Here is a 22,342-nt window from a genome sequence, read left to right as displayed (position 1 = left end):
ATACACCTCACCCTTATAATACCTATAGAATTTCCAAGTGTAGTACGTTTAAAACATCCATAACTACAAAAGGGTAAGTTCGATCCTCTATTCAATGTATGTGAATCTAGTGTATGATTAAGAAAAAAAATGACATAAAGTAGGCATTATAGAAAGGAAGATTCAAAATGAAACTGTTTAAAATATTACTAGTAATCGTCGTCATACTTGTTGCTCTTGGATTTGGTGCATATCACTTCGGTGTGAAGTATGCTTCGGATAAAATGGTGGATTATGTTTCAGCAGAGTTGGAAAGCAGTGGCGAATTAGACGCGATAAAGCAACAAATTGAGCAGGATCCTCAGCTGCAATCTTTTTTGGAAGGAGCGGAAAATGTTGATCCGAGTACCTTGCCATTCACAACAAAAGAAGAAGCAACAAAAACGATCATTAAAAAAATGGGAATAAGTGAAGTGCAAGATATCCAAGCAAAAGTTTCAGATGGTATAACCACGGAAGAAAAACAAGAAATTCTAAATAAAGTAGGAGAAACATTAACAGAAGAAGAATTACTTGCATTAAAAGTAATAGCCTATAAAGAATTAAACGGAAATTAAGACAATTCTACCATTCATAAAAACCTGACACAATTGAGCACAAACGGACAGGAATTCGATTACACAAACTTTTACTATGGAGATAAGGAGGGAGTCATAGATGAGTTGGGTGGATTCATTACAAAAAGCAATTGATTTTATCGAAGAGCATTTGTTAGAAGATATTACGATCGAGCAAATTGCCAAAGAAGCAAATGCTTCCATGTATCAATTTCAACGCGCATTTTCGATTTTGACTGATAGTACAGTAGGGGATTATGTGAGACGGCGCCGACTAACTCTTGCTGCTCATGAACTGACAAAGTCGGATGTGAAAGTAATTGATATCGCCTACAAATATGGCTATGACACTCCGGAGGCTTTTACGAAGGCTTTCCGTAGACAGCACGACTTATCTCCTAGTGAGGCACGAAAGTATTCGGGAAAGCTACAATCTTATAACCGCCTGGTCATTCAGGTGAGTCTGAAGGGAGTAGATCCTATGCAATACAGGATTGTGGAGCAGGAAGCATTTCAGATTGTCGGAATAAGAAGAAGATTTTCCATCGAAAATGAAGAAAACAACCGTGAAATCCCGAAAATGTGGGACGAAATTAATGGACAGGGCACCGATCAAGTTTTATTCTCCTTAAATAATGGTCCTGTTAAGGGAGTACTTGGAGTGTGTGCGGATCATCAGGAATCGAAATCGGTAGAATATTGGATTGCAGCAGCACATGAAGGGGATGTTCCAGAAGAGTTTGAAAGTTTGGAAGTACCGAAATCGAAGTGGGCGATTTTTGAAGTGCATGGACCGATGCCGGATTCGATGCAAAATGTATGGAAGCAAATCTATTCCGAGTGGTTTCCTTCCAGTGGCTATCAGCATGCAGGGACTCCGGAACTAGAAGTGTATTCGGACGATGATCCGTTTAGTCCAGATCTTTATTCGGAGATTTGGATACCAATCAAATAAAAGAGGAAGTGGATTTCATTTTCGAAATCCACTTTTCTTTTAGTTCTCTTTCGATGTTTCCTCCACCCAATGGACAAATTCATCGCCGTGAAACGTTGCATTAATAGACCTCAGAAATTCAAGCAAAGGGGCAAGAGACTCGCTCTCCTTTTCATACTTGGCTAGAAAGTTTACGAATGACAATTCGTGTTCCTGTGATCTTTTCCAAATACCTTCCCCTTTTTCCGTTAGAGAAAGGAAAGATATTCGTTTATCTGCAGGATTTTTCGAAGTATGTACGAGGCCTTTTTGCTGCATTCTTTTAATGACCTGCATGACCGTCGTTAGCTTCCAAAGCCCAAGCTCTGCAATTCTGGTAGTGGAAATCTCTTTTTCGAGATGTAAGATCCATATGATATGCTGCTCTGCAATCGTTATTCCTTCTTCTTGTGCAGCTGTCTGCCAGTCATGTTCAATGACTTTGTAAGCGCCACGAAATAAATTTAAAAATTGATGAACTTCTCCGTTATTCATAAAATATCCTCCAACATAGGCTATATGTTCTATATTATAGGAAAAATTCGGTAAATACTAGACATTTAGATGTAGTTTTTCAAGAAATAGACACATATAGAAAGGGCGATAAGCACTAATCCTAATTTTATTTTTTTCTGTAAAAGATTAATAAGAGCAAGGTAAAAGAAAAAGACCGCAATAAAAACAACAAAAGAAATAGCTGGATTCAACGCGGCAACGAGCAATAATGAAATGGCTACTAAGGTGTGTAGACCTTGTAAACCAACTTTTTTGGAACCTTGTGTTTCTTTTTCAGTCATTGGACACCTCTTAATAAAATAGTGTTTTTCGTTTTTTTCCTTTTATCAAACGAACTATTCCGAGAATGATTAGGGCTAACACTGTATAAACAAGGAAAAAAGCAACAAATCCCCAAAGCCCTATAACTGCATCTGCAAATTCCATATTTCCTCGATTCGTAATGGCTTGCTGCAATTCGATTGCGAATACTAGGACGATCATAATCGTAAAGGTGTAGACAAAAGAAAGAATTGTAATGCTAAACTTAAGCTTAGAAAGTAATGTGAAGACGGAAAGAACGATAAAAAAAGTTACGATTCCAATAAAACCAAGAATCCAAAAATGTAATGCTTTATCTGTTAAATGAAGTCCGACCGTATCAAGTATAAAATCATGAATGCCATTTACAAAAGCCGCAATCATAAGAATAAAATCCTTCATTTGAATCACCTCCAATTAAAGTATAGCATTATGGGTCAACATGAAAAGAGAGAGGAAAAAAGAAGTTCTCCTCTCTACTTTGCTTTTTTATATCGGATTTTATGAGGGACTGGGATAAGTTTGTTCTTGTAAAGTTTTGCAATTCGATTCAAATTCTGCTCAGATAGGCGTTTCGGGAAGAATGGTTTCGAATAGAAGTTGAAATAAGCTGTCTTTAGATCATGCCATTGAGTGCATTCCTTTTTTTGTCTAAACCGGGCCACATCAATGATTTTGACCTCGTACTCAGAGGTAAGGATGATGTTACGCAAGTGAATATCGGATGGGTTTAATCCTCTTTCCTTTGCTAATTCCAAAGCGTCATCCACGCTTTGGATAGCTTCTATTGGAACATGAATCCCAGCGGATAAGCATTGGAAAAACGTTTTTCCTTCGATATAATCCATCACAATATAGTTAGTTCCATAGTCGGCTAAGGATGGATAGTATGGAATTCCTTCTAACATGTTGTATATATCTGCTTCTTCTGACGCAAGATGAGAAAAAGTAGGATAAAAAACTTTTAGGGCCAAGGACTTGTTTTCCAACTGAAAAACAGCAGCACTCCTACCACTTCCAATATGGGTCAATGTTGGATCATGAGACACAACCCGAACTACGTCATCCTCTATTGAAAATTGAATACTATTAGCAAGTTGTTTATAGGTAGCCATGGAAATTCTCCTTTCCACGTAATGAAAGTAAAACAACATGTTTCTATTGTTATACTGAATATACGCGGATTCCTTCTCATAGTCAAAAAAGTTATTCATGAATACGAAGGAACATTCCAAATATTTAGGCGTAAATATTGTTGACACTCATTAGTTAGCATGCTAAACTTCTTGTTAATCGAATATACCAATTTATTCATGAAAATATGAATATTTTTCTTATCCAGAGAGGTGGAGGGACTGGCCCGATGAAACCCGGCAACCTTTAAGCAACGGCTTAAAAAGGTGCCAATTCCTGCTAAGCAAAATTGCTTGGAAGATAAGGAGTGAAACGACAAATGTTGAACCTCTCTAATCTTCTAGAGAGGTTTTTTTAATATTTATTTTCCGACATAAGCTACGATGTTGCTGCATACATCTGGTCAGTAAGTCCTTTTAATTTAGTACTTTACTTCATTAGATAGATAAAATTTAGCTGGGGAAAGGTGGTCGTGTTTCCTATGAAGGTGAAAGTAGCCGAATCAAGGGAAACGGGGACAATATCAATAGGGGATCTTCCTTTAGAATCAGGAACTATCCTACCAGACGTGGAACTTGTCTATGAAAAAGCAGGACCGAAAAATGCACCTGTTATTTTAATATGCCACGCATTGACGGGAAGTCATGAGGCAGTTGGGGACAAAGAGAACCCAGGATACTGGTCTGGACTTGTAAAAGAATCTGGTCATGTAGATCTTAAAAAATATCAGACGCTCTCATTTAATGTATTAGGAGGGTGTAATGGCTCTACTGGTCCTTTAAGTATCAATCCAAAAACAGGCAAGCCGTATCAAACGGATTTCCCATTTGTTACGGTTCGAGATATGGTGTTTGCACAAAAGAAAGCTTTGGATATACTAGGGGTTGCACACATGCGAGCGGTGTTAGGGGGCTCTTTAGGTGGAATGCAAGTATTGGAATGGGGTGTCTTGTATCCAGACTTTATGGATATGCTTCTTCCTTTAGCAGTTACACCATATTTAAGTGACTATGCGATAGCTTTTAATAACATTGCGAGGCTTGCTATCTTTCAAGATCCAAAATGGAACAATGGAAACTACTCGCAAGATGCGATTCCAGAGCATGGACTAAGCTTGGCAAGAATGGTAGGGATGATTACGTATCGATCTGGTGATTTATTCAATGAACGTTTTGGTCGTGAACAACGAGGTCCTGTCGGTGTTACGCATCAAGAAATCGCCTATGAAATAGAATCGTATCTGGATTACCAAGGTAAAAAGCTTACGAAGCGTTTTGATGCGAACAGCTACTTGTACCTTTTGAAAGCAATGGATACACATGACTTAGGAAGAGGAAGAAATGGAATCGAAGAAGCAATCACTCAAATTAAAGCACCTGTTTATGCGATAGGGTATGAAGGGGATCTTCTTTTTCCGACCAAAGATTTGGAAAGCTTTATTGATTCACTTCAAAAATCCGGTCATCCAGCAGACTTCCATAAAGTCGAAACAAGATTTGGACACGATGGTTTTCTGGTTGAATTTGAAAAATGGGGACATTTGCTAGAAGGAAAACTAGAATTATAAAAAAGTATTATTTGAAAACTAAAAATGTTTTGACAAAACAGAAAAAACCTAGTAAAGTATGAATAACTTTTAATGAGTGTTTAAAAACTTCAACTAAATTAAATAATGAATCTCTTATCCAGAGAGGCGGAGGGACTGGCCCGATGACGCCCGGCAACCATTAAGCTTTTTGCTTAACAAGGTGCTAATTCCTGCAGGAGAAATCCTGGAAGATAAGGGGAGGAATATAACGCCCTCTTCTTATGAAGTGGGTTTTTTTAATGAGAGGAGGTTCAAAAAGTCCGGGAAAAATCGCGTTGAACTTCTGCGTTGGCTTGCTTCTCCGTTCCTCATGTATCTAAAAACATACATTCCGGTACTCGAAGCAGCGCCGCCTTGAATTTCCTTGCGCTTTTTGTCCTCCTTTTTGAACACATATTTTAAATGAACAAAAACTTTCAGGGGGAATCATAAATGACAGAAAAAAATAACCAAACCAACACGACGTATGATTTAGAAACGTTATCTTTACACGGTGGCCAATCACCAGACCCGACAACGGGATCAAGAGCAGTGCCAATCTATCAAACTACTTCTTATGTGTTCCATGATACAGAGCACGCAGAACGGTTATTTGCACTTGATGAACCCGGAAACATTTACTCTCGAATTGGAAATCCAACTGTTGACGTATTTGAAAAACGTTTAGCTCTTTTAGAAGAAGGGGTTGCTGCTGTTGCAACATCTTCGGGGATGTCAGCTATCACGCTATCCATCTTAAACCTAGCAAGTGCAGGTGATGAAATTGTTGCTGCTACGAATCTTTACGGTGGGACTTATAACTTGTTCTCCACCACATTACCGAGATACGGAATTAATGTGAAATTCGTAGATCCAACTGATCCAAACAACTTTAAAGAAGCAATCACAGATAAAACAAGAGCAATATTCGGGGAAACAATCGGAAACCCTGGCTTACATGTATTAGATATTGAAGCAGTAGCAACTATCGCACATGAAGCAGGCGTTCCATTGATTATTGATAACACGTTCGCCACACCACATGTTTGTAAGCCAATCACGCTAGGTGCCGATGTAGTTGTCCATTCCGCTACAAAATGGATTGGCGGACACGGAACTTCAATTGGAGGAATCATCGTAGACGGTGGACACTTCGACTGGAACTCGGAAAAATATCCACAGTTCACAGAACCAGATCAAAGCTACGGTGGCATCCGTTATGCGGTTGATTTTGGAACATTAGCATTTAGCACAAAGGTTCGAGTTCAATTGCTGCGTGACTTTGGAGCGAGCTTAAGTCCATTCAACGCTTGGCAATTAATCCAAGGTCTAGAAACGTTGCACTTACGAGTGGAACGACATAATCAAAATGCACTAGAGCTTGCTGAATACTTACAAGATCATCCTGCAGTTGAATGGGTGTCCTATCCTGGTTTGGAAACGCACCCGGCCCATGAGATTGGGAAACGAATTTTTAAAAATGGCTTCGGCTCCGTTATCGTATTCGGTATTAAAGGTGGTAAGGAAGCAGGAAGTAGCCTGATCAATAACGTAGCGCTTTGGTCACACTTAGCCAACGTCGGAGATGCAAAATCTTTAATCATCCACCCAGCATCCACTACGCACCAGCAGTTATCGAAAGAAGAGTTGGAATTAACAGGCGTTAAAGAAGAGCTCGTTCGCTTATCCGTTGGAATTGAATCTTTAAGAGATTTGAAAAACGATTTAAACCAAGCGTTAGCAAAAGCAACTGATACCGAAGATGAGCAAGGGGAGATCGTAGTCAATGATGAAGGGGTCATCAAGTGGGCTCTGAATTCTCCAAATGAAACAATAGAAGAAGACGGAAAGCCGGTACAACGTCAGAAAACATTAGCTATTGTTGGATTGAGTGGAAAAGAAGCGAGACCAAGTCATCGTCTTGCGAGAAAGATGCAAAGACTTGGCTATAAGATTGTTCCGGTTAACCCAAGAGAAACAGAAATACTGGGAGAAAAAGCGTATCCAGACATCTCAAGTGTTCCGTTCCCAATTGATATTGTTCAAGTATTTAGAAGTCCAGAGGCTGCTATCGAAATTGCGAAAGAAGCGGTAAAAGTAAAACCTAAAATCTTCTGGTTGCAAGAAGGAGTTGTCTCACCAGAAGCTGCAGAGATAGCCAGAGAAGCCGGCTTGCAAGTTATACACAACCGATGCACGTATAAAGAAGCACAGCGTTTAAGAGGAACAATCTCGACTTACGCTTGTGAGATTTAAAACTAGGTTCTTTTACGGAGCACTGCTCAAAAATTGTATTTTGGGTGAAATTCTATTTAGCAGTTGCCATACATGTAGACTCCTGCGGGAACAGCGGCCAAAGTGAGACCCTACAGTGGCGGTCTTGGCGAGCGAGGAGGCTCGCTGGTCGCCCGCGGAAAGCGAAGTGTATGTCAACTGCTGTAGCTAGAAAGCAAAGTATGCGAAAAGATTAAAAAAAAGAGATAGAAGAAGAGGGGATATAAACCATGAAAAAGATACCATTGATTGACATTAGAAGTTTCTTAGCTATTGTAACGTTCGGACTTTTACTTGTCGTGCTAGCGGCTTGTGGATCATCATCAGCTGATTCCGCAGAAAAACCAGAAGAAATCCGTTTAGATTATGCTTACTACTCACCAACAAGCTTAGTATTGAAAAAGTTTGGTTGGGCAGAAGAAGAATTTAAAGAAGATGGCATTGACGTAACCTGGGCACTAAGTCAAGGAAGTAACAAAGCTTTGGAATTCTTAAACAGTGACAGTGTTGATTTTGGATCTACTGCTGGGGCTGCAGCTCTTATGTCAAAAGCAAACGGAGCACCGATCAAAAACGTTTATCTATATTCAAAACCTGAATGGACAGCACTAGTAACCAACAAAGACTCTGGCATTACAAGTGTTCAAGATCTAAAAGGAAAGAAAGTCGCTGCAACGCTAGGAACAGACCCATACATTTTCTTGTTACGTACTCTAGATGCGGAAGGTGTTTCACCGGATGACATCGAGATCGTGAACTTACAACATGGCGACGGAGCTTCTGCTTTAACTTCTGGTTCTGTAGATGCTTGGGCTGGATTAGATCCACATATGGCACGACTTGAATTGGAATCTGGTGCAGAGTTGTTCTATCGGAACGCAGATTTTAATACGTATGGTTTCTTAAACGTAAGAGAAGAATTTGCTGAGAAATATCCAGAATATGTGGAGCGGGTTATTAAAGTATATGAAAAAGCTAGAAAATGGGCGATTGAAAACCCAGATGAGCTTGCAGAGTTAGTCGCGGAGGAAGCCGGAATTTCGGTTGATGTAGCGAAAATTCAAATGGAACGTAATGACTTTTCTCAACCAGTTCCTGGTGATGTACAAAAAACAGCCATCCTTGAAGCTGGTAAGGTCCTTCAAGCAGGAGAAGTTATTAAAGCAGACGCAGACATTGAAAAGCTTACAGACGAATTAATCGATCCTTCCTTTGCGGAAGAGGTTGTAGAGTAAATAAAGAGAGGAGGGAATAACGTGGCAAAGAATCAGGGAGAACTTACATCTGTTCTTGTGACAAATGAGAAGCAGACGAAAGCAACAAAAGCAAACAGGAATCTTTTAAATAACAGAATTTTATTAGGAAGCATCCTGCCAATTCTATTATTGATAGCTTGGGAGATACTCAGTCGGCTTCAAGTATTCCCCTCCTATCAATTACCTGCACCAACTGTTATCCTACAAACCATCCTCGGGTTAGCGGAGGATGGTTCCCTGTGGGGACATATAGGGATTACAACATATAGAGTGTTTGCTGGCTTTGTGTTAGGAACGCTAGCGGCGGTCCTTTTAGGATCGCTTGTTGGTTTTTATCAAAAAGCAGAAAAAATCTTTGATCCGCTTATTCAAGCATTTCGCTCTATCCCATCGTTAGCATGGGTTCCATTGTTCATATTATGGATGGGGATTGGAGAGCCTTCCAAAATCGCCATGATTGCTGTAGGGGTTTTCTTCCCTGTTTATTTAAATATTGTGAGTGGGGTTTTAGGAGTAGACCGAAAATTAATTGAAGTTGGAAAGATGTATGGATTAAACACCTTCCAGTTAGTAAGCAGAATTATTTTACCGGCATCACTCCCTTCCTTCTTAGTTGGTTTAAGAAGTGGACTGGGATTAGGCTGGATGTTCGTTGTTGCGGCGGAATTAATGGGGGCAAGTCAAGGGCTAGGCTATTTACTTGTTCTTGGTCAAAACACATTATCCCCAGAAACCATCATTGCGAGTATCATTCTGTTTGCCATAATTGGAAAGCTAACAGACTGGGTGTTAAAAGTGATTGAAAATAAAACCTTACACTGGCAAGACCGAATGGTGAAATCGTAAAGGAGGAGAAGAAGTATGAGTTTACAATTACAACATGTATCCCGTTCCTTCAACGGAAAGGCAGCGGTAAACGATATTTCCTTTACGGCGAAGCCGGGAGAAATCATTGGTTTGTTAGGCACGAGTGGATGTGGGAAAAGTACGTTGCTACGGGCCATTTCTGGATTAGACCAAGATTACGAAGGGCAAATTTTGATTAATGATGACGTAGCAAAGGGTGTACACGATACAACTGGATTTATTTTTCAAGAACCACGTTTGCTTCCATGGTTGTCTGTCATGGAGAACGTTACGTTTGGATTAAAAGGATCTAAAAAAGCAAAAGAAGAAAAGGCAAAGCGCTATTTAGAAAGTGTTGGACTTGGTGAGTGTGCACACCTTTATCCAAGACAGCTTTCTGGAGGAATGGCGCAGCGTGTCGCGATTGCTCGTGCTCTAGTAACATCCCCAGAGATTTTACTATTAGATGAACCATTTAGTGCCTTAGATGCGTTTACGAAAATGCAATTACAGGATTTACTGTTAGACGTATGGGAAGCCTATCAGTCTACGATTGTCATGGTTACGCACGATATTGATGAAGCACTTTATTTATGTGATCGGATTATTATCCTACGTGGCCAGCCGGGGGAAATAGATAGAGAGATATTATTAGACGAACCTCGACCTCGTGCCCGTGGCAGCCAAACACTAGCAACCTATAAAACAGAGATATTAGATAGCTTAGATTTAAATCGAGTCAAAATCGGATCATAATCTGGGGGGATACACCGTGACAGACCAACTATTGAGCATCATTCAACCGAAACCAGGGACTTACAATATAGATAACTATCAGCAAGTTGTAAAAGACTTTTCGTGGGAGCAAGCTGCTCCTGAGTTAAGCTTCCACCAATCCGGAAAATTAAATGCTGCTTATGAGACGATTGACCGTCATGTTGCAGATGGATATGGAGACAAGGTCGCCCTCTATTACGTCAATGAAGAGGACGATGAAAAGAGAAGTTATACGTTTCGGGAAGTGAAACAAAAAACAGATCATTATGCGCGTATCCTTAAGGAACATGGCGTTCAAAAGGGTGATCGTGTTTTTGTTTTTTTACCGAAGAATCCAGAATGTTATATTGCGATTTTAGCAGTCATTAAAGTAGGGGCTATTGCCGGTCCATTATTCGAAGCTTTCATGGAGGATGCGGTTCGTGACCGGATCAATGATTGTGGAGGAACCGTATTAATAACCGATCGTGAACTAGGACAACGCGTTCCACGTGCGGATATTCCGTCCTTAAAAACGATTCTATATGCGGAAGATATAGAGGCAGCTCCATATCAAGAAGCAGGAGAATTAACCGAGTGGGTGGATCCAGAGGATGGCTTGATTATCCATTATACGAGTGGATCTACAGGAAAACCTAAAGGAGTTCTCCATGCCCATCGCGCTGTCACACACCACCTGCAATCAGGTAAATGGGTGCTAGATGTTCGAGACGATGATGTGTACTGGTGTACCTCCCACCCGGGTTGGGTAACCGGAAGTGTTTATGGTTTATTTGCCCCATGGCTTAATCGAGCTACAATCGTCATTCAAGGCGGACGCTTTAAAGCGGAAAATTGGTTCCAATTAATCGAAGACTTAAAGATTACAACATGGTACAGTGCGCCAACCGCGTTCAGAATGCTCATGTCTCAAGGAGACTTATATAAAAAGTATAACTTGACTTCCCTACGCCACGTCTTGAGTGTAGGAGAACCATTGAACCCTGAAGTTGTACATTGGGCTTGGAAAAACTTGAACCTGCGTATCCATGACACCTGGTGGATGACAGAAACTGGCGGACATCTTATTGTAAACCTTCCTTCTGAACCTATTAAACCAGGATCGATGGGAAGACCGTTCCCTGGCATTGAGGTTGGCATATTAGACGATGAAGGTAACCAGCTACCGGCTGGAGAGGTTGGGCAGTTAGCGATTCGCGCACCATGGCCAGGACTCATGAAAGAAATCTGGGGCAATAAAGGTAAATTTGCTTCTTACTTCCAATATGATGGATGGTATATCTCAGGTGACTTGGCGCTTAAAGATGAGGAAGGGTATGTCTTTTTCCAAGGTAGAAGTGACGATATGATCAATTCTTCTGGAGAAAGAATTGGTCCTTTCGAAGTGGAAAGTAAACTGATTGAACATCCTGCTGTTGCGGAAGCAGGGGTAATTGGCAAGCCTGATCCAGTTCGTGGGGAGCTTGTAAAAGCATTTATTAAACTACGTATTGGTTTTACAGAATCGGAAGAACTGTTAGAGGAAATCCGCTTGTTTGTCCGAAAACATTTGTCCGCACATGCAGCTCCTCGAGAAATTGAAGTCATGGATGAACTACCAAAGACAAAAATAAGCGGAAAGATTTTGCGGCGAGAACTAAAGCAAAAAGAAATTGATAAAAGTAAGCAGCTTCACGTGTAAGGAGGGAAGTACATGTCATCATTGAAAATCGCATTATTAGGTTTTGGTACAGTAGGAAGTGGCGTGTACCAAACGGTGCAAACACATCAACAACGACTACAATCTTTGCTTGGGCGTGAAGTAGAAGTCGTCGGCGTATTAATTAAGAATACAAGCAAAAAGCGAGAGATTGGCGAGAATGTCGTTGTGAGTTCTGACATCGAAGACATTTTAAACATTCCAGACTTAGACGTGGTAATCGAAGCTATTGTAGGAGTGGAGCCAGGATTTACGTATGTAACGAAAGCAATCGAAAGAGGCTTTCATGTCATAACAGCTAACAAGGAACTGATTGCACATCGTGGAGGAACTCTTCGTGAAAAAGCGGAGAAACATCAGGTTCGCTTGGAATTTGAGGCAGCTGTTGCTGGTGGTATTCCAGTTATCAGTACGCTGAAGCACTTGCTCCAGGTCAATCAGGTTCAAAAAGTTGAAGCAATCCTGAATGGAACATCCAATTATATTTTGACCGATATTCGAGAAACACAGTCCAGCTTTGAAGATTCCTTACGGTTGGCACAGGAAAAAGGATACGCGGAAGCGGATCCGAGTAATGACATTGATGGTTGGGATGCTTTTTATAAGCTAATGGTTCTATCGGATCTCTTATATGGAAAGCAGCCCAATTGGGAACAAGTCATCCATCAAGGGATTCGTCATATCTCCCTTCCTGATATTATCGCCGCAGAATCGATCGGTTGTCGAATTAAGCTTGTAGCTACATTGGAAAGTGTCGGGAAAGAAGTACAAGCGAAAGTGGAGCCCGTTCTTTTACCTAGTTCGCACTCTTTATATTCCGTGGAAGGTGTGGAAAATGCCGTAATCGTAACAGGTGATATCGTCGGAAACGTCAAATTAGAAGGACCAGGAGCGGGAGCGTTACCTACGGCGAGTGCCATTATAGAGGATCTCGTAAACCTTTTCCATCTGCAAAATAAGAAAACACCTGTTACAGATGTTAGCTTTGTAACAGGCTTCCATCGAGATGAGCAAAGCTGGTTTTTAGTTGGAGATGTTGCAAATAACAATGTAAGGGTCCTTAATCATTGGAAGGTGACCGTTCAGAGCCAATCCATTAGTTGTTCGATTGTTACAGGAAAAGAAACAGAAATCCGCAGTCTTCTTCATGCTCAACCGAATATCAAAGGATATCGAATGGAAGAAAATCAAGAGAGCTTAACCAACGCACTAGCACTAGCCTCTGAGTTAGCTTAACAAAAAGGCTGGGACAAAAATGATTTAATTACATCCGAACTATAGTTCGAACTTCTTTAATTAGAATTCGAATCAGTTCGGATTTTGTTTTTGGGTACTTTTGTGAATATTGTTGCAAGTTTTATATAAATTGCGACGTAAGTGGTGAGGTTATATGCCGATGGGCACGGCAGGCGACTACTACGAGTTTACCTCTTTGATGCTTGTCCCGAGGAAACCTAATTCAAAGCAATACTAGGATACGCAGGGACATCCTATAAGTGGGCTTATGAGGGGCGAATGGTGGGACAGGTGTCCTTTGCCTCCCAACCTTGTTTAATGGGTTTAGTTTTAGGCAGGTGATTGTCAGGTGCTGGGGTTCTGGGATATAGTGAAGATATATAGAAACGCTTTCATTATTTAGAAATCCTGTTACTTATGTTACTTTCCTTACAGGAAATGGGATCTATCAAAAGAATAAATCCATTTGGAATCGCAAAAGACACAATAAATAAAGGAGGGTGGACTATGCAAAAACAAACACTCACACAAGCACTTCAGTGGAAAATGACGCAAAAGCTGTCTCAATCCATTGGACTTCTTCAAATGAATGCAACCGAAATCATGAACTTTGTTCAAGATGTTGCAGAAGAAAATCCTTTGATTGAAACAATTGACTATCCGCTCGGAGGAAAAATGCATACTTCGAATGTCGAAGTGAGTGAAATGACCAGTAATCCACCCCTATCTTTATACGATCAAATTAAGGAACAACTCGTGGATCATTCTCTATCCGATTCCATGATGAAAATAGTGGAATATGGAATAGATAACTTAAATGAAGATGGATATTTAAGCCTTTCAGTGGATCAGTGGGCTTTGGACTGTGGAGCGGATCACGCTGATATTAGTGATGCGTTAACGCTAATTCAATCCGTTGAACCAAAGGGAATGGGAGCTCGTGATTTAACAGAATGTCTATCTCTCCAATTAAAAGCACACTATCCAGAGGATGACGTTGCTCTGTTGCTCGTCAAGCATCATTTGGATTGGGTCGCTCAATCCAATTTGGAGGAAATCTGCCAGACGTATGGAGTTTCTGAGGATATAGCGCTAAGTAGCATCGATCATATTAAAAGATGTCACCCAAAACCAGGTCAATTACTATCAAGACCATCCATTGATTACATAACTCCAGATGCGGAGGTTAAACAGGATGATAAAGGGAACTGGGAGATTAGGATCCACCATTGGAACAACCCAAGGTTTCAACTAGATCCGGCATATATTCAAACGGATTCATTTGATAAGGAAACGAGAAAATATATAAAGGAAAGAAGAAAACAGCTTGATTGGTTAGAAACCTCGATTCAATTTCGAAAGCTTCATTTAGAAAGTGTGTTGGAATTATTACTAGAAAAGCAACGGGCATTTTTTGATCATGGACCGAGCTATGTACAAGCCTTAACATTAAAAGATCTAGCAAAGGATCTAGATGTTCACATATCTACTGTAAGTAGACTTTTGCGGAAAAAGTATGTGCAAACTCCTCATGGAACATTTTCTTTGCAATTTTTTCTGCAAAGAAGTTTGATGAAGGAAGAAGGGGAGCTTGTTTCTTCCTATTCCGTGAAGCAGCGCATAAAGGAGATTATTCACCAAGAAAAGCGACATAAGCCATTCTCTGATGAGAAAATTAGACTGCAATTACAGGAAAGCTACTCCATTCAGATTTCAAGAAGGACAGTCGCGAAGTACCGAGAACAAATGGGGATTCTATCATCTAAATATAGAAAGAAACGAGGAAATTAACGTGAAAGAAGTTTTGTTCTATACAAAAAGGGAATGTCATTTATGTGAAGAAGCTAAGCTCTTGTTGGAGCTTTTTCAAGATGATTTGAATATAACGATACGAGAGATAGATATTTATGAAGACGACGAAATTCTAGAAAAGTATCAACTCATGATTCCAGTCCTAGAACATGATGGAGAAGTGATTGATTATGGTCGAATCGACATCGACCGTGTAAAGCAAGTATTAAATATTGGTTAATTTGTAGAATTATAGTTGTGGATAAAAAATCAATCTGCTAAAATAGAAAGGGAAGTAGTATTCTTTTGCTGTATGCGGGACAGAATATGACTAGCAGGGACAAAAACATCCCAAGTCGTAATGAAGGAGTTAAAACATGCGAGCACTAATAGATCTTCAAAAAAAATTATTCCCAGATCTGCTCGATATCATGCAGCGTAGGTACAACATTTTACACAAGATTCATTTGCTTGAGCCAATTGGTCGGCGAAGTTTATCAGACAATACTGATATGGCGGAACGATTGATTCGAAGTGAGATTGATTTTCTCGGCAACCAAGGCTTTATCCACGTAACATCGAAAGGAATGCACCTAACACCAGAAGGCAATAAAGTGTTGGAACAGCTTGCCGACTTCATGAAGGAATCCGCTGGACTCGGTACACTCGAACGAAGGGTCAAAGAAAAGCTTCAATTAGATCATGTAATTGTCCTTCCTGGTAATAGTGATGATCATGATTGGGTAAAACAAGAAATGGGTAAAGCGTGTGTAAGTTATTTACGTTCGATTCTTCAATCCAATCAAACGGTTGCGGTGACGGGTGGTACATCGATGACTGCTGTTGCGGAGATGATGACACCGTTAGAAAATGCGCAAAATTGCATGTTCGTCCCAGCCAGAGGTGGACTTGGAGAACGAGTAGAAAATCAAGCTAATTCCATTTGTGCCGAAATGGCCAAAAAAGCAAATGGAAAGTACCGATTATTGTATGTTCCAGACCCAATCGGGGAAGAATCTTACCAGTCCATTATTGCAGAGCCTTCCATTATAGAAATTTTGGAACTCATTAAGGCATCTGATGTTGTTATTCACGGAATTGGCGATGCATGGACGATGGCCAAGCGAAGAAAGGCATCGCAAGAAGTACTAGATACGATTACGTCTCGGAAAGCGGTCAGTGAGGCTTTCGGATATTACTTCAATGAAGATGGGGATGTCGTGTATAAAGTGCGCACAGTAGGATTGCAGCTAGAGGATTTGGCACACACAAACTGTGTGATTGCAATCGCTGGTGGTGAATCGAAAGCTACTGCGATTCAATCGTATTTCAAGCAAGGAAAAAGCAACGTCCTCATTACGGACGAAGCTGCTGCACATCGTTTATTAGGGGACTCATCCCTTTTAATATAAATTTAGATTTCTTAAGGAGGAAATATCAATGACTGTAAAAGTAGGTATTAATGGTTTTGGACGTATTGGCCGTAACGTATTCCGTCAAGCACTTAAAAACAACGAGGTAGAAGTTGTTGCGGTAAACGATTTAACAGATGCTAACATGCTAGCACATCTATTGAAATATGATTCTGTTCACGGAAAGCTAGAAGAAGAAGTGACAGTAAATGGAACGAACTTAGTTGTAGCGGGTAAAGAAATCAAAGTTCTTTCTGAACGCGATCCAGCAAATCTTGGATGGGGAGATCTTGGTGTAGAGGTAGTTATCGAATCTACTGGACGCTTCACAAAACGTGAAGATGCGAAAAAACACCTTGATGCAGGCGCTAAAAAAGTAGTAATCTCTGCTCCAGCAAACGACGAAGATATTACACTAGTAATGGGTGTTAACGAAGACAAATACGATGCAGGTAGCCACCACGTTATCTCTAACGCATCTTGTACAACAAACTGTCTTGCACCATTCGCAAAAGTACTTAACGATAAATTTGGTTTAAAACGCGGTATGATGACTACGGTTCACTCTTACACAAATGACCAACAAATTTTAGACTTACCACATAAAGATTACCGTCGTGCACGTGCTGCTGCAGAAAACATTATCCCTACATCTACAGGGGCTGCAAAAGCAGTATCTCTAGTACTACCTGAACTAAAAGGTAAATTAAATGGTATGGCTATGCGTGTACCAACTCCAGACGGTTCTTTAGTAGACTTAGTTGCAGAGTTAGATAAAGATGTTACAGCTGACGAAGTAAACGCAGCATTCAAAGAAGCTGCAGAAGGACACTTGAAAGGTATCCTTGGATACAGTGAAGAGCCACTAGTATCTGCTGACTATGTTGGAAACACTAACTCTTCTACTATTGATGCACTTTCTACAATGGTAATGGAAGGCAACATGGTAAAAGTAGTTTCTTGGTACGATAACGAAATGGGCTACTCTTCCCGTTGTGTAGACTTAGCTGTATTTCTTAAAAAACAAGGACTATAAGAAAGTGAAATAGGGGAGGGGGAATGATTCTCCTCCCTTTTTCCCTTATCAAGCATCCGTCGGTTACATATGGAAAGTGAGACATGAAGGAGGTAATCCGCAATGAACAAACAAACGATTCGTGACGTAGATGTAAAAGGTAAAAAAGTGTTTTGTCGTGTAGATTTTAACGTTCCTCTAAGTAACGGTGAGGTAAGTGATGACACGAGAATTCGTGCTGCACTTCCTACGATCCAATACTTAGTCGAACAAGGTGCAAAAGTTATTTTAGCAAGTCACTTGGGACGTCCGAAAGGCCAAGTAGCAGAAGATTTACGACTCGATTCTGTTGCCAAACGCCTTAGCGATTTATTAGGTCAAACCGTAACCAAAACGGATGAAGTGTATGGCGATGAAGTGAGCCAAGCTATTTCTCAGCTGCAAGATGGAGATGTTTTGTTAATTGAGAATGTTCGCTTCCAACCAGGAGAAGAGAAAAACGACCCTGAATTAGCGAAACAGTTTGCTTCCATGGCTGACCTTTTCGTGAATGATGCATTCGGTGCTGCACACCGTGCCCATGCTTCAACAGCTGGTATTGCGGATCATTTACCTGCGGTAGCCGGGTTTTTACTAGAAAAAGAATTAAATGTTCTAGGAAAGGCATTATCAAATCCAGACCATCCATTCACTGCCATTATTGGTGGTGCAAAAGTAAAAGATAAAATCGGTGTTATCGAAAATCTTTTAGATAAAGTAGATAACCTCATTATCGGTGGTGGTCTTGCTTATACATTTGTGAAAGCGAGAGGCTTTGAAATCGGGAAATCTCTTCTAGAAGAAGATAAAATTGATTTAGCTAAAGAATTCATGCAAAAAGCAAAAGACAAAGGCGTCAATATGGTTATGCCTGTTGATGTTATCGTAGCAGATGATTTCTCAAACGATGCCAATACACAAATCGTAAGCATCGAAGAAATTCCAGCAGATTGGGAAGCACTAGATATCGGACCAAAAACGAGAGAAAAGTACGCAGAAATTGTGGCAGACTCTAAGCTTGTAATTTGGAACGGACCGATGGGTGTATTCGAAATCGATGCATTTGCCAAAGGAACCAAAGCAGTTGCCGATGCTCTTGCTGCAACGAAAGGCTACACAGTAATCGGTGGTGGAGACTCAGCAGCAGCTGTAGAAAAATTCGGTTTAGCGGATGAAATGGACCACATTTCTACGGGTGGAGGAGCTTCTTTAGAGTTTATGGAAGGAAAAGCTCTACCTGGTGTGGAAGCTTTATCAGATAAATAATAGGAGAGGTGAGATCGAATGAGAAAAAAGGTCATTGCGGGAAACTGGAAAATGAATAAAGTTCGTAGTGAAGCCGTTCAATTTCTTGAAGATACAAAGGGGCAGGTTCCTTCTTTTGAGGAAGTAGAATCTGTTGTCTGCGCACCATTCCCTTATCTTTCTGAACTAGTACAAAAAGCAGAAGGAACACCAGTCAAAGTTGCTGCGCAAAACATGCACTTTGAAGAAAATGGCGCATTCACTGGAGAGGTTAGCCCGGTTATGTTAAAGGACATTGGTGTTACTTATGTTGTCTTAGGACACTCCGAGCGTCGTGAATATTTTGCAGAAACCGACGAAACCGTGAACAGAAAAGTGCACGCCGCTTTCCAACACGGCTTAGTGCCCATCGTTTGTGTAGGGGAAACGTTAGAACAACGTGAAAGCAACCAAACGAATGAGCTTGTAGAGGGTCAAGTGAAAAAAGCTTTAGAAGGCTTAAGCGAAGAGCAAGTGAAACAAACCATCATTGCTTATGAGCCAATCTGGGCAATCGGAACTGGTAAAACAGCTAGCTCCGAGCAAGCAAATGAAGTTTGTGCACATATCCGTAACGTCGTAAAAGATGTTGTCTCCACAGATGCTGCAGAAGCGGTTCGTATCCAATACGGTGGAAGTGTAAAACCAGCAAATGTCGATGAGCTATTAACACAGTCCGATATTGATGGTGCATTAGTTGGTGGCGCAAGCCTTGAAGCAGACTCGTTCTTAAAGCTAGTGGAGGCGGGTAAATAATGAGCCAAGATAAACTGGCAGCTCTCATTATTCTAGACGGCTTTGCATTCCGCGATGAAGTAAAAGGGAATGCGGTTAAACAAGCAAATAAGCCAAACTTTGATCGTTACTGGAATCAGTTCCCGCATAACGAGCTTCAAGCATCAGGAGAAGCGGTTGGTTTGCCAGAAGGGCAAATGGGAAACTCGGAAGTCGGTCACTTGAATATTGGGGCTGGACGAATCGTCTACCAAAGTCTAACAAGAGTAAATCTATCCATCCGTGAAGGCGATTTTTATGAAAACAAAGTGTTACTTAACGCGATTAACCATGCCAAGGATACCGATCATGCGTTACACGTTTTTGGTCTTTTATCCGACGGTGGGGTTCACAGCCATATCGAGCACCTTTATGCATTGCTCAAGTTGGCAAGTAAACAAGGTCTTACGAAGGTTTACGTACATGGTTTCTTAGATGGCCGTGACGTAGGACAAAAATCAGCGAAACAATATATTGAGGCAACCTTGAATGTTATGAAGGAATATGGAGTTGGAGAATTAGCCACCATTTCTGGACGTTACTATTCCATGGACCGTGACAAGCGTTGGGACCGTGTGAAGAAAGCCTATGATGCTATGGTTTATGGTGAAGGCCCTGCTTACCAAGATCCATTTGAAGTCGTCGAAGATTCTTATAAAAATGGAATCTTCGATGAGTTCGTACTTCCATCTGTATTAACAGACGAAAACGGAAAGCCAAAAGCAACGATCGAAGACGGGGACTCGGTTATTTTCTATAACTTCCGTCCAGACCGTGCTATCCAAATTTCTCGCACGTTCGCGAATGAAGATTTTAGAGATTTTGACCGTGGATCAAAAGCACCTAAAGATCTTCACTTCGTAGGGTTGACGAATTTTAGTGAAACGGTAGATGGCTTTGTCGCGTATGAACCAGTGAACCTAGATAACACACTAGGTGAAGTGTTAGCGCAAAACAATCTGAATCAGTTACGTATCGCCGAAACGGAAAAATATCCGCACGTTACCTTCTTCATGAGTGGAGGACGTGAAAAGGAATTCCCTGGTGAAAAACGAATTCTGATTGATTCACCAAAAGTCGCAACATACGACTTAAAGCCAGAGATGAGCGCCTATGAAGTAACAGATGCGTTGCTAAAGGAACTAGATGAAGGAAATCAAAATGCCATCATCTTGAACTTTGCCAACCCAGACATGGTCGGTCACTCTGGTATGCTAGAACCTACGATTAAAGCGATTGAAACTGTCGACGGATGCTTAGGAAAAATTGTCGATAAAATTATCGAAAAGGGTGGGCATGCTATTATTACGGCGGACCATGGGAACTCGGATGAAGTAGTGACGATGGATGACAAGCCGATGACTGCACACACCACCAACCCTGTACCAGTCATTGTGACAAAAGAGGGTATTGAATTACGAGATGGCGGGATTCTAGGTGACTTATCTCCAACGTTGTTAGATCTCTTAGGAGTCGAGCAACCGAAGGAAATGACCGGCCAATCCCTTATTAAAAAATAAAGCACAAGGAAAAGGAGAGATTAACCAATGCCTTACATTACAGACGTTTATGCACGCGAAGTATTAGACTCTCGTGGTAACCCAACTATTGAGGTAGAAGTATTCACAGAATCTGGAGCTTTCGGTTCTGCACTAGTTCCAAGTGGAGCGTCTACTGGTGAGCACGAAGCAGTAGAATTACGTGACGGTGACAAATCCCGTTACTTAGGAAAAGGTGTTTTGAAAGCAGTAGAAAACGTGAACGAAATCATCGCACCAGAACTTCTTGGACTAGACGTAACTCGTCAAGTTGTCATCGATGAACTTTTAATCGAGCTTGATGGAACAGAAAACAAAGGAAAACTAGGTGCTAACGCTATTCTTGGTGTATCCATGGCTGTTGCTCACGCTGCTGCAGATTACCTAGGAATGCCTCTTTACACCTATCTTGGTGGATTCAATGCAAAAACACTTCCAACACCAATGATGAACATCGTAAATGGTGGGGAGCATGCGGATAACAACGTAGATATTCAAGAATTCATGATTATGCCTGTAGGTGCTCCAACTTTCCGTGAAGCACTTCGCATGGGTGCAGAAATTTTCCACGCTCTTAAAAAAGTGCTTAGTGGTAAAGGCCTGAACACTGGTGTTGGCGACGAAGGTGGATTCGCTCCAAACTTAAGCTCTAACGAAGAAGCACTATCTACGATCATCGAAGCTATCGAAGCAGCTGGTTACAAGCCAGGTGAAGAAGTGAAGCTTGCGATGGACGTAGCATCTTCCGAATTCTACGAAAATGGCAAGTACAACCTTAAAGGAGAAGGCGTCGTACGTACTTCTGAAGAAATGGTTGCTTGGTATGAAGAAATGATCAACAAATATCCAATCATCTCAATCGAAGATGGTCTAGATGAAAACGACTGGGAAGGCCACAAGCTTCTAACAGATCGCATCGGTGATCGCGTACAGCTTGTTGGGGATGACCTATTCGTAACAAACACAAAACGTCTGAAACAAGGTATTGAGCAAGGCGTAGGAAACTCTATCCTTGTAAAAGTAAACCAAATCGGTACATTGACTGAAACTTTCGATGCAATCGAAATGGCGAAACGCGCTGGATACACAGCAGTAATCTCTCACCGCTCTGGTGAAACAGAAGATGCAACCATCGCGGATATTGCAGTTGCAACAAACGCAGGTCAAATCAAAACAGGTGCACCATCTCGTACAGACCGTGTAGCTAAGTACAACCAACTACTTCGTATCGAAGACGAACTAGTAGGAACTGGCCAATATGGCGGATTAGCAGCGTTTTATAATTTGAATAAGTAAGTTGTGATGAGGAAAGCCA

The 22,342-nt window shown here is 41.0% G+C and carries 21 protein-coding genes and 2 riboswitches; of the genes, 17 read left to right on the top strand and 4 right to left on the bottom strand.

Going from position 1 to position 22,342, the window contains the following annotated elements:
* The first annotated feature begins 167 nt into the window (after positions 1 to 167).
* Together KO561_RS14960 and KO561_RS14955 are read left to right on the top strand one after the other, a co-directional pair.
* Positions 168 to 596 carry a hypothetical protein gene (locus tag KO561_RS14960; protein ID WP_231094072.1) on the top strand — a complete coding sequence of 143 codons (429 nt, stop codon included), beginning with the start codon at positions 168 to 170 and terminating at the stop codon, positions 594 to 596.
* A gap of 100 nt (positions 597 to 696) precedes the next feature.
* Positions 697 to 1,551: an AraC family transcriptional regulator gene (locus tag KO561_RS14955; RefSeq protein WP_231094071.1), complete on the top strand. Its 855-nt coding sequence runs from the start codon at positions 697 to 699 to the stop codon at positions 1,549 to 1,551.
* A 39-nt stretch (positions 1,552 to 1,590) separates the two neighbouring features.
* On the opposite strand, the gene KO561_RS14950 is transcribed toward KO561_RS14955, so the two are convergent.
* From KO561_RS14950 to KO561_RS14935, 4 genes are all read right to left on the bottom strand, one after another.
* Complete coding sequence (locus KO561_RS14950) at positions 1,591 to 2,064, bottom strand: MarR family winged helix-turn-helix transcriptional regulator (RefSeq protein WP_231094070.1); 474 nt, start codon at positions 2,062 to 2,064, stop codon at positions 1,591 to 1,593.
* Between the two features lie 65 nt (positions 2,065 to 2,129).
* Positions 2,130 to 2,366: a hypothetical protein gene (locus KO561_RS14945; protein WP_231094069.1), complete on the bottom strand. Its 237-nt coding sequence runs from the start codon at positions 2,364 to 2,366 to the stop codon at positions 2,130 to 2,132.
* Between the two features lie 10 nt (positions 2,367 to 2,376).
* The gene (locus KO561_RS14940; protein WP_231094068.1) at positions 2,377 to 2,787 is read right to left on the bottom strand and encodes a hypothetical protein; all 411 of its coding nucleotides are present in this window, start codon (positions 2,785 to 2,787) and stop codon (positions 2,377 to 2,379) included.
* 74 nt (positions 2,788 to 2,861) lie between these two features.
* On the bottom strand, positions 2,862 to 3,500 hold the full coding sequence (locus KO561_RS14935) for a protein kinase family protein (protein ID WP_231094067.1): 639 nt from the start codon (positions 3,498 to 3,500) through the stop codon (positions 2,862 to 2,864).
* A gap of 216 nt (positions 3,501 to 3,716) precedes the next feature.
* A riboswitch (SAM riboswitch) is annotated at positions 3,717 to 3,826 on the top strand.
* A 174-nt stretch (positions 3,827 to 4,000) separates the two neighbouring features.
* Here KO561_RS14935 and metX point away from each other — a divergent pair.
* The 15 genes from metX to eno all read left to right on the top strand — a co-directional run bounded on the left by metX (position 4,001) and on the right by eno (position 22,323).
* On the top strand, positions 4,001 to 5,086 hold the full coding sequence (gene metX, locus KO561_RS14930) for a homoserine O-acetyltransferase MetX (RefSeq protein ID WP_231094066.1): 1,086 nt from the start codon (positions 4,001 to 4,003) through the stop codon (positions 5,084 to 5,086).
* Between the two features lie 111 nt (positions 5,087 to 5,197).
* Positions 5,198 to 5,305, top strand: a riboswitch (SAM riboswitch).
* A 234-nt stretch (positions 5,306 to 5,539) separates the two neighbouring features.
* On the top strand, positions 5,540 to 7,342 hold the full coding sequence (locus KO561_RS14925; RefSeq protein WP_231094065.1) for a PLP-dependent aspartate aminotransferase family protein: 1,803 nt from the start codon (positions 5,540 to 5,542) through the stop codon (positions 7,340 to 7,342).
* 248 nt (positions 7,343 to 7,590) lie between these two features.
* Positions 7,591 to 8,595, top strand: coding sequence for an aliphatic sulfonate ABC transporter substrate-binding protein (locus KO561_RS14920; RefSeq protein WP_231094064.1), 1,005 nt, complete (start codon positions 7,591 to 7,593; stop codon positions 8,593 to 8,595).
* Positions 8,596 to 8,712: 117 nt separating this feature from the next.
* Positions 8,713 to 9,462, top strand: coding sequence for an ABC transporter permease (locus KO561_RS14915; RefSeq protein ID WP_408004876.1), 750 nt, complete (start codon positions 8,713 to 8,715; stop codon positions 9,460 to 9,462).
* Positions 9,463 to 9,477: 15 nt separating this feature from the next.
* Positions 9,478 to 10,218: an ABC transporter ATP-binding protein gene (locus KO561_RS14910; protein WP_231094063.1), complete on the top strand. Its 741-nt coding sequence runs from the start codon at positions 9,478 to 9,480 to the stop codon at positions 10,216 to 10,218.
* 16 nt (positions 10,219 to 10,234) lie between these two features.
* The gene (acsA, locus tag KO561_RS14905) at positions 10,235 to 11,920 is read left to right on the top strand and encodes an acetate--CoA ligase (RefSeq protein ID WP_231094062.1); all 1,686 of its coding nucleotides are present in this window, start codon (positions 10,235 to 10,237) and stop codon (positions 11,918 to 11,920) included.
* Positions 11,921 to 11,932: 12 nt separating this feature from the next.
* Positions 11,933 to 13,174 (top strand): homoserine dehydrogenase, encoded by a 1,242-nt coding sequence (locus tag KO561_RS14900; protein ID WP_231094061.1) that lies wholly within the window; start codon positions 11,933 to 11,935, stop codon positions 13,172 to 13,174.
* 507 nt (positions 13,175 to 13,681) lie between these two features.
* The gene (gene rpoN, locus KO561_RS14895) at positions 13,682 to 14,965 is read left to right on the top strand and encodes an RNA polymerase factor sigma-54 (RefSeq protein ID WP_231094060.1); all 1,284 of its coding nucleotides are present in this window, start codon (positions 13,682 to 13,684) and stop codon (positions 14,963 to 14,965) included.
* 1 nt (position 14,966) lies between these two features.
* Positions 14,967 to 15,206 carry a glutaredoxin family protein gene (locus KO561_RS14890; protein ID WP_231094059.1) on the top strand — a complete coding sequence of 80 codons (240 nt, stop codon included), beginning with the start codon at positions 14,967 to 14,969 and terminating at the stop codon, positions 15,204 to 15,206.
* Between the two features lie 136 nt (positions 15,207 to 15,342).
* A complete protein-coding gene (locus KO561_RS14885; RefSeq protein ID WP_231094058.1) occupies positions 15,343 to 16,377 on the top strand; it encodes a sugar-binding transcriptional regulator in 1,035 nt (344 codons plus the stop codon).
* Between the two features lie 28 nt (positions 16,378 to 16,405).
* Positions 16,406 to 17,413, top strand: a complete 1,008-nt coding sequence (gene gap / locus KO561_RS14880; protein WP_231094057.1) for a type I glyceraldehyde-3-phosphate dehydrogenase — start codon at positions 16,406 to 16,408, stop codon at positions 17,411 to 17,413.
* A gap of 102 nt (positions 17,414 to 17,515) precedes the next feature.
* Positions 17,516 to 18,697, top strand: a complete 1,182-nt coding sequence (locus KO561_RS14875) for a phosphoglycerate kinase (RefSeq protein ID WP_231094056.1) — start codon at positions 17,516 to 17,518, stop codon at positions 18,695 to 18,697.
* 18 nt (positions 18,698 to 18,715) lie between these two features.
* Entirely contained in the window at positions 18,716 to 19,471 is a 756-nt protein-coding gene (gene tpiA, locus KO561_RS14870; RefSeq protein ID WP_231094055.1) for a triose-phosphate isomerase, read from the top strand.
* Positions 19,471 to 21,009, top strand: a complete 1,539-nt coding sequence (gpmI, locus tag KO561_RS14865) for a 2,3-bisphosphoglycerate-independent phosphoglycerate mutase (RefSeq protein ID WP_231094054.1) — start codon at positions 19,471 to 19,473, stop codon at positions 21,007 to 21,009. The genes tpiA and gpmI overlap by 1 nt, the downstream gene beginning before the upstream one ends.
* 27 nt (positions 21,010 to 21,036) lie before the next feature.
* Complete coding sequence (gene eno / locus KO561_RS14860; protein WP_231094053.1) at positions 21,037 to 22,323, top strand: phosphopyruvate hydratase; 1,287 nt, start codon at positions 21,037 to 21,039, stop codon at positions 22,321 to 22,323.
* Positions 22,324 to 22,342: the final 19 nt, after the last annotated feature.

The organism is Radiobacillus kanasensis (assembly GCF_021049245.1).
Lineage (GTDB): Bacteria > Bacillota > Bacilli > Bacillales > Amphibacillaceae > Radiobacillus > Radiobacillus kanasensis.
Note: the sequence above shows the minus strand (reverse complement) of the source record. Positions and strands in the feature narration are given on the sequence as shown.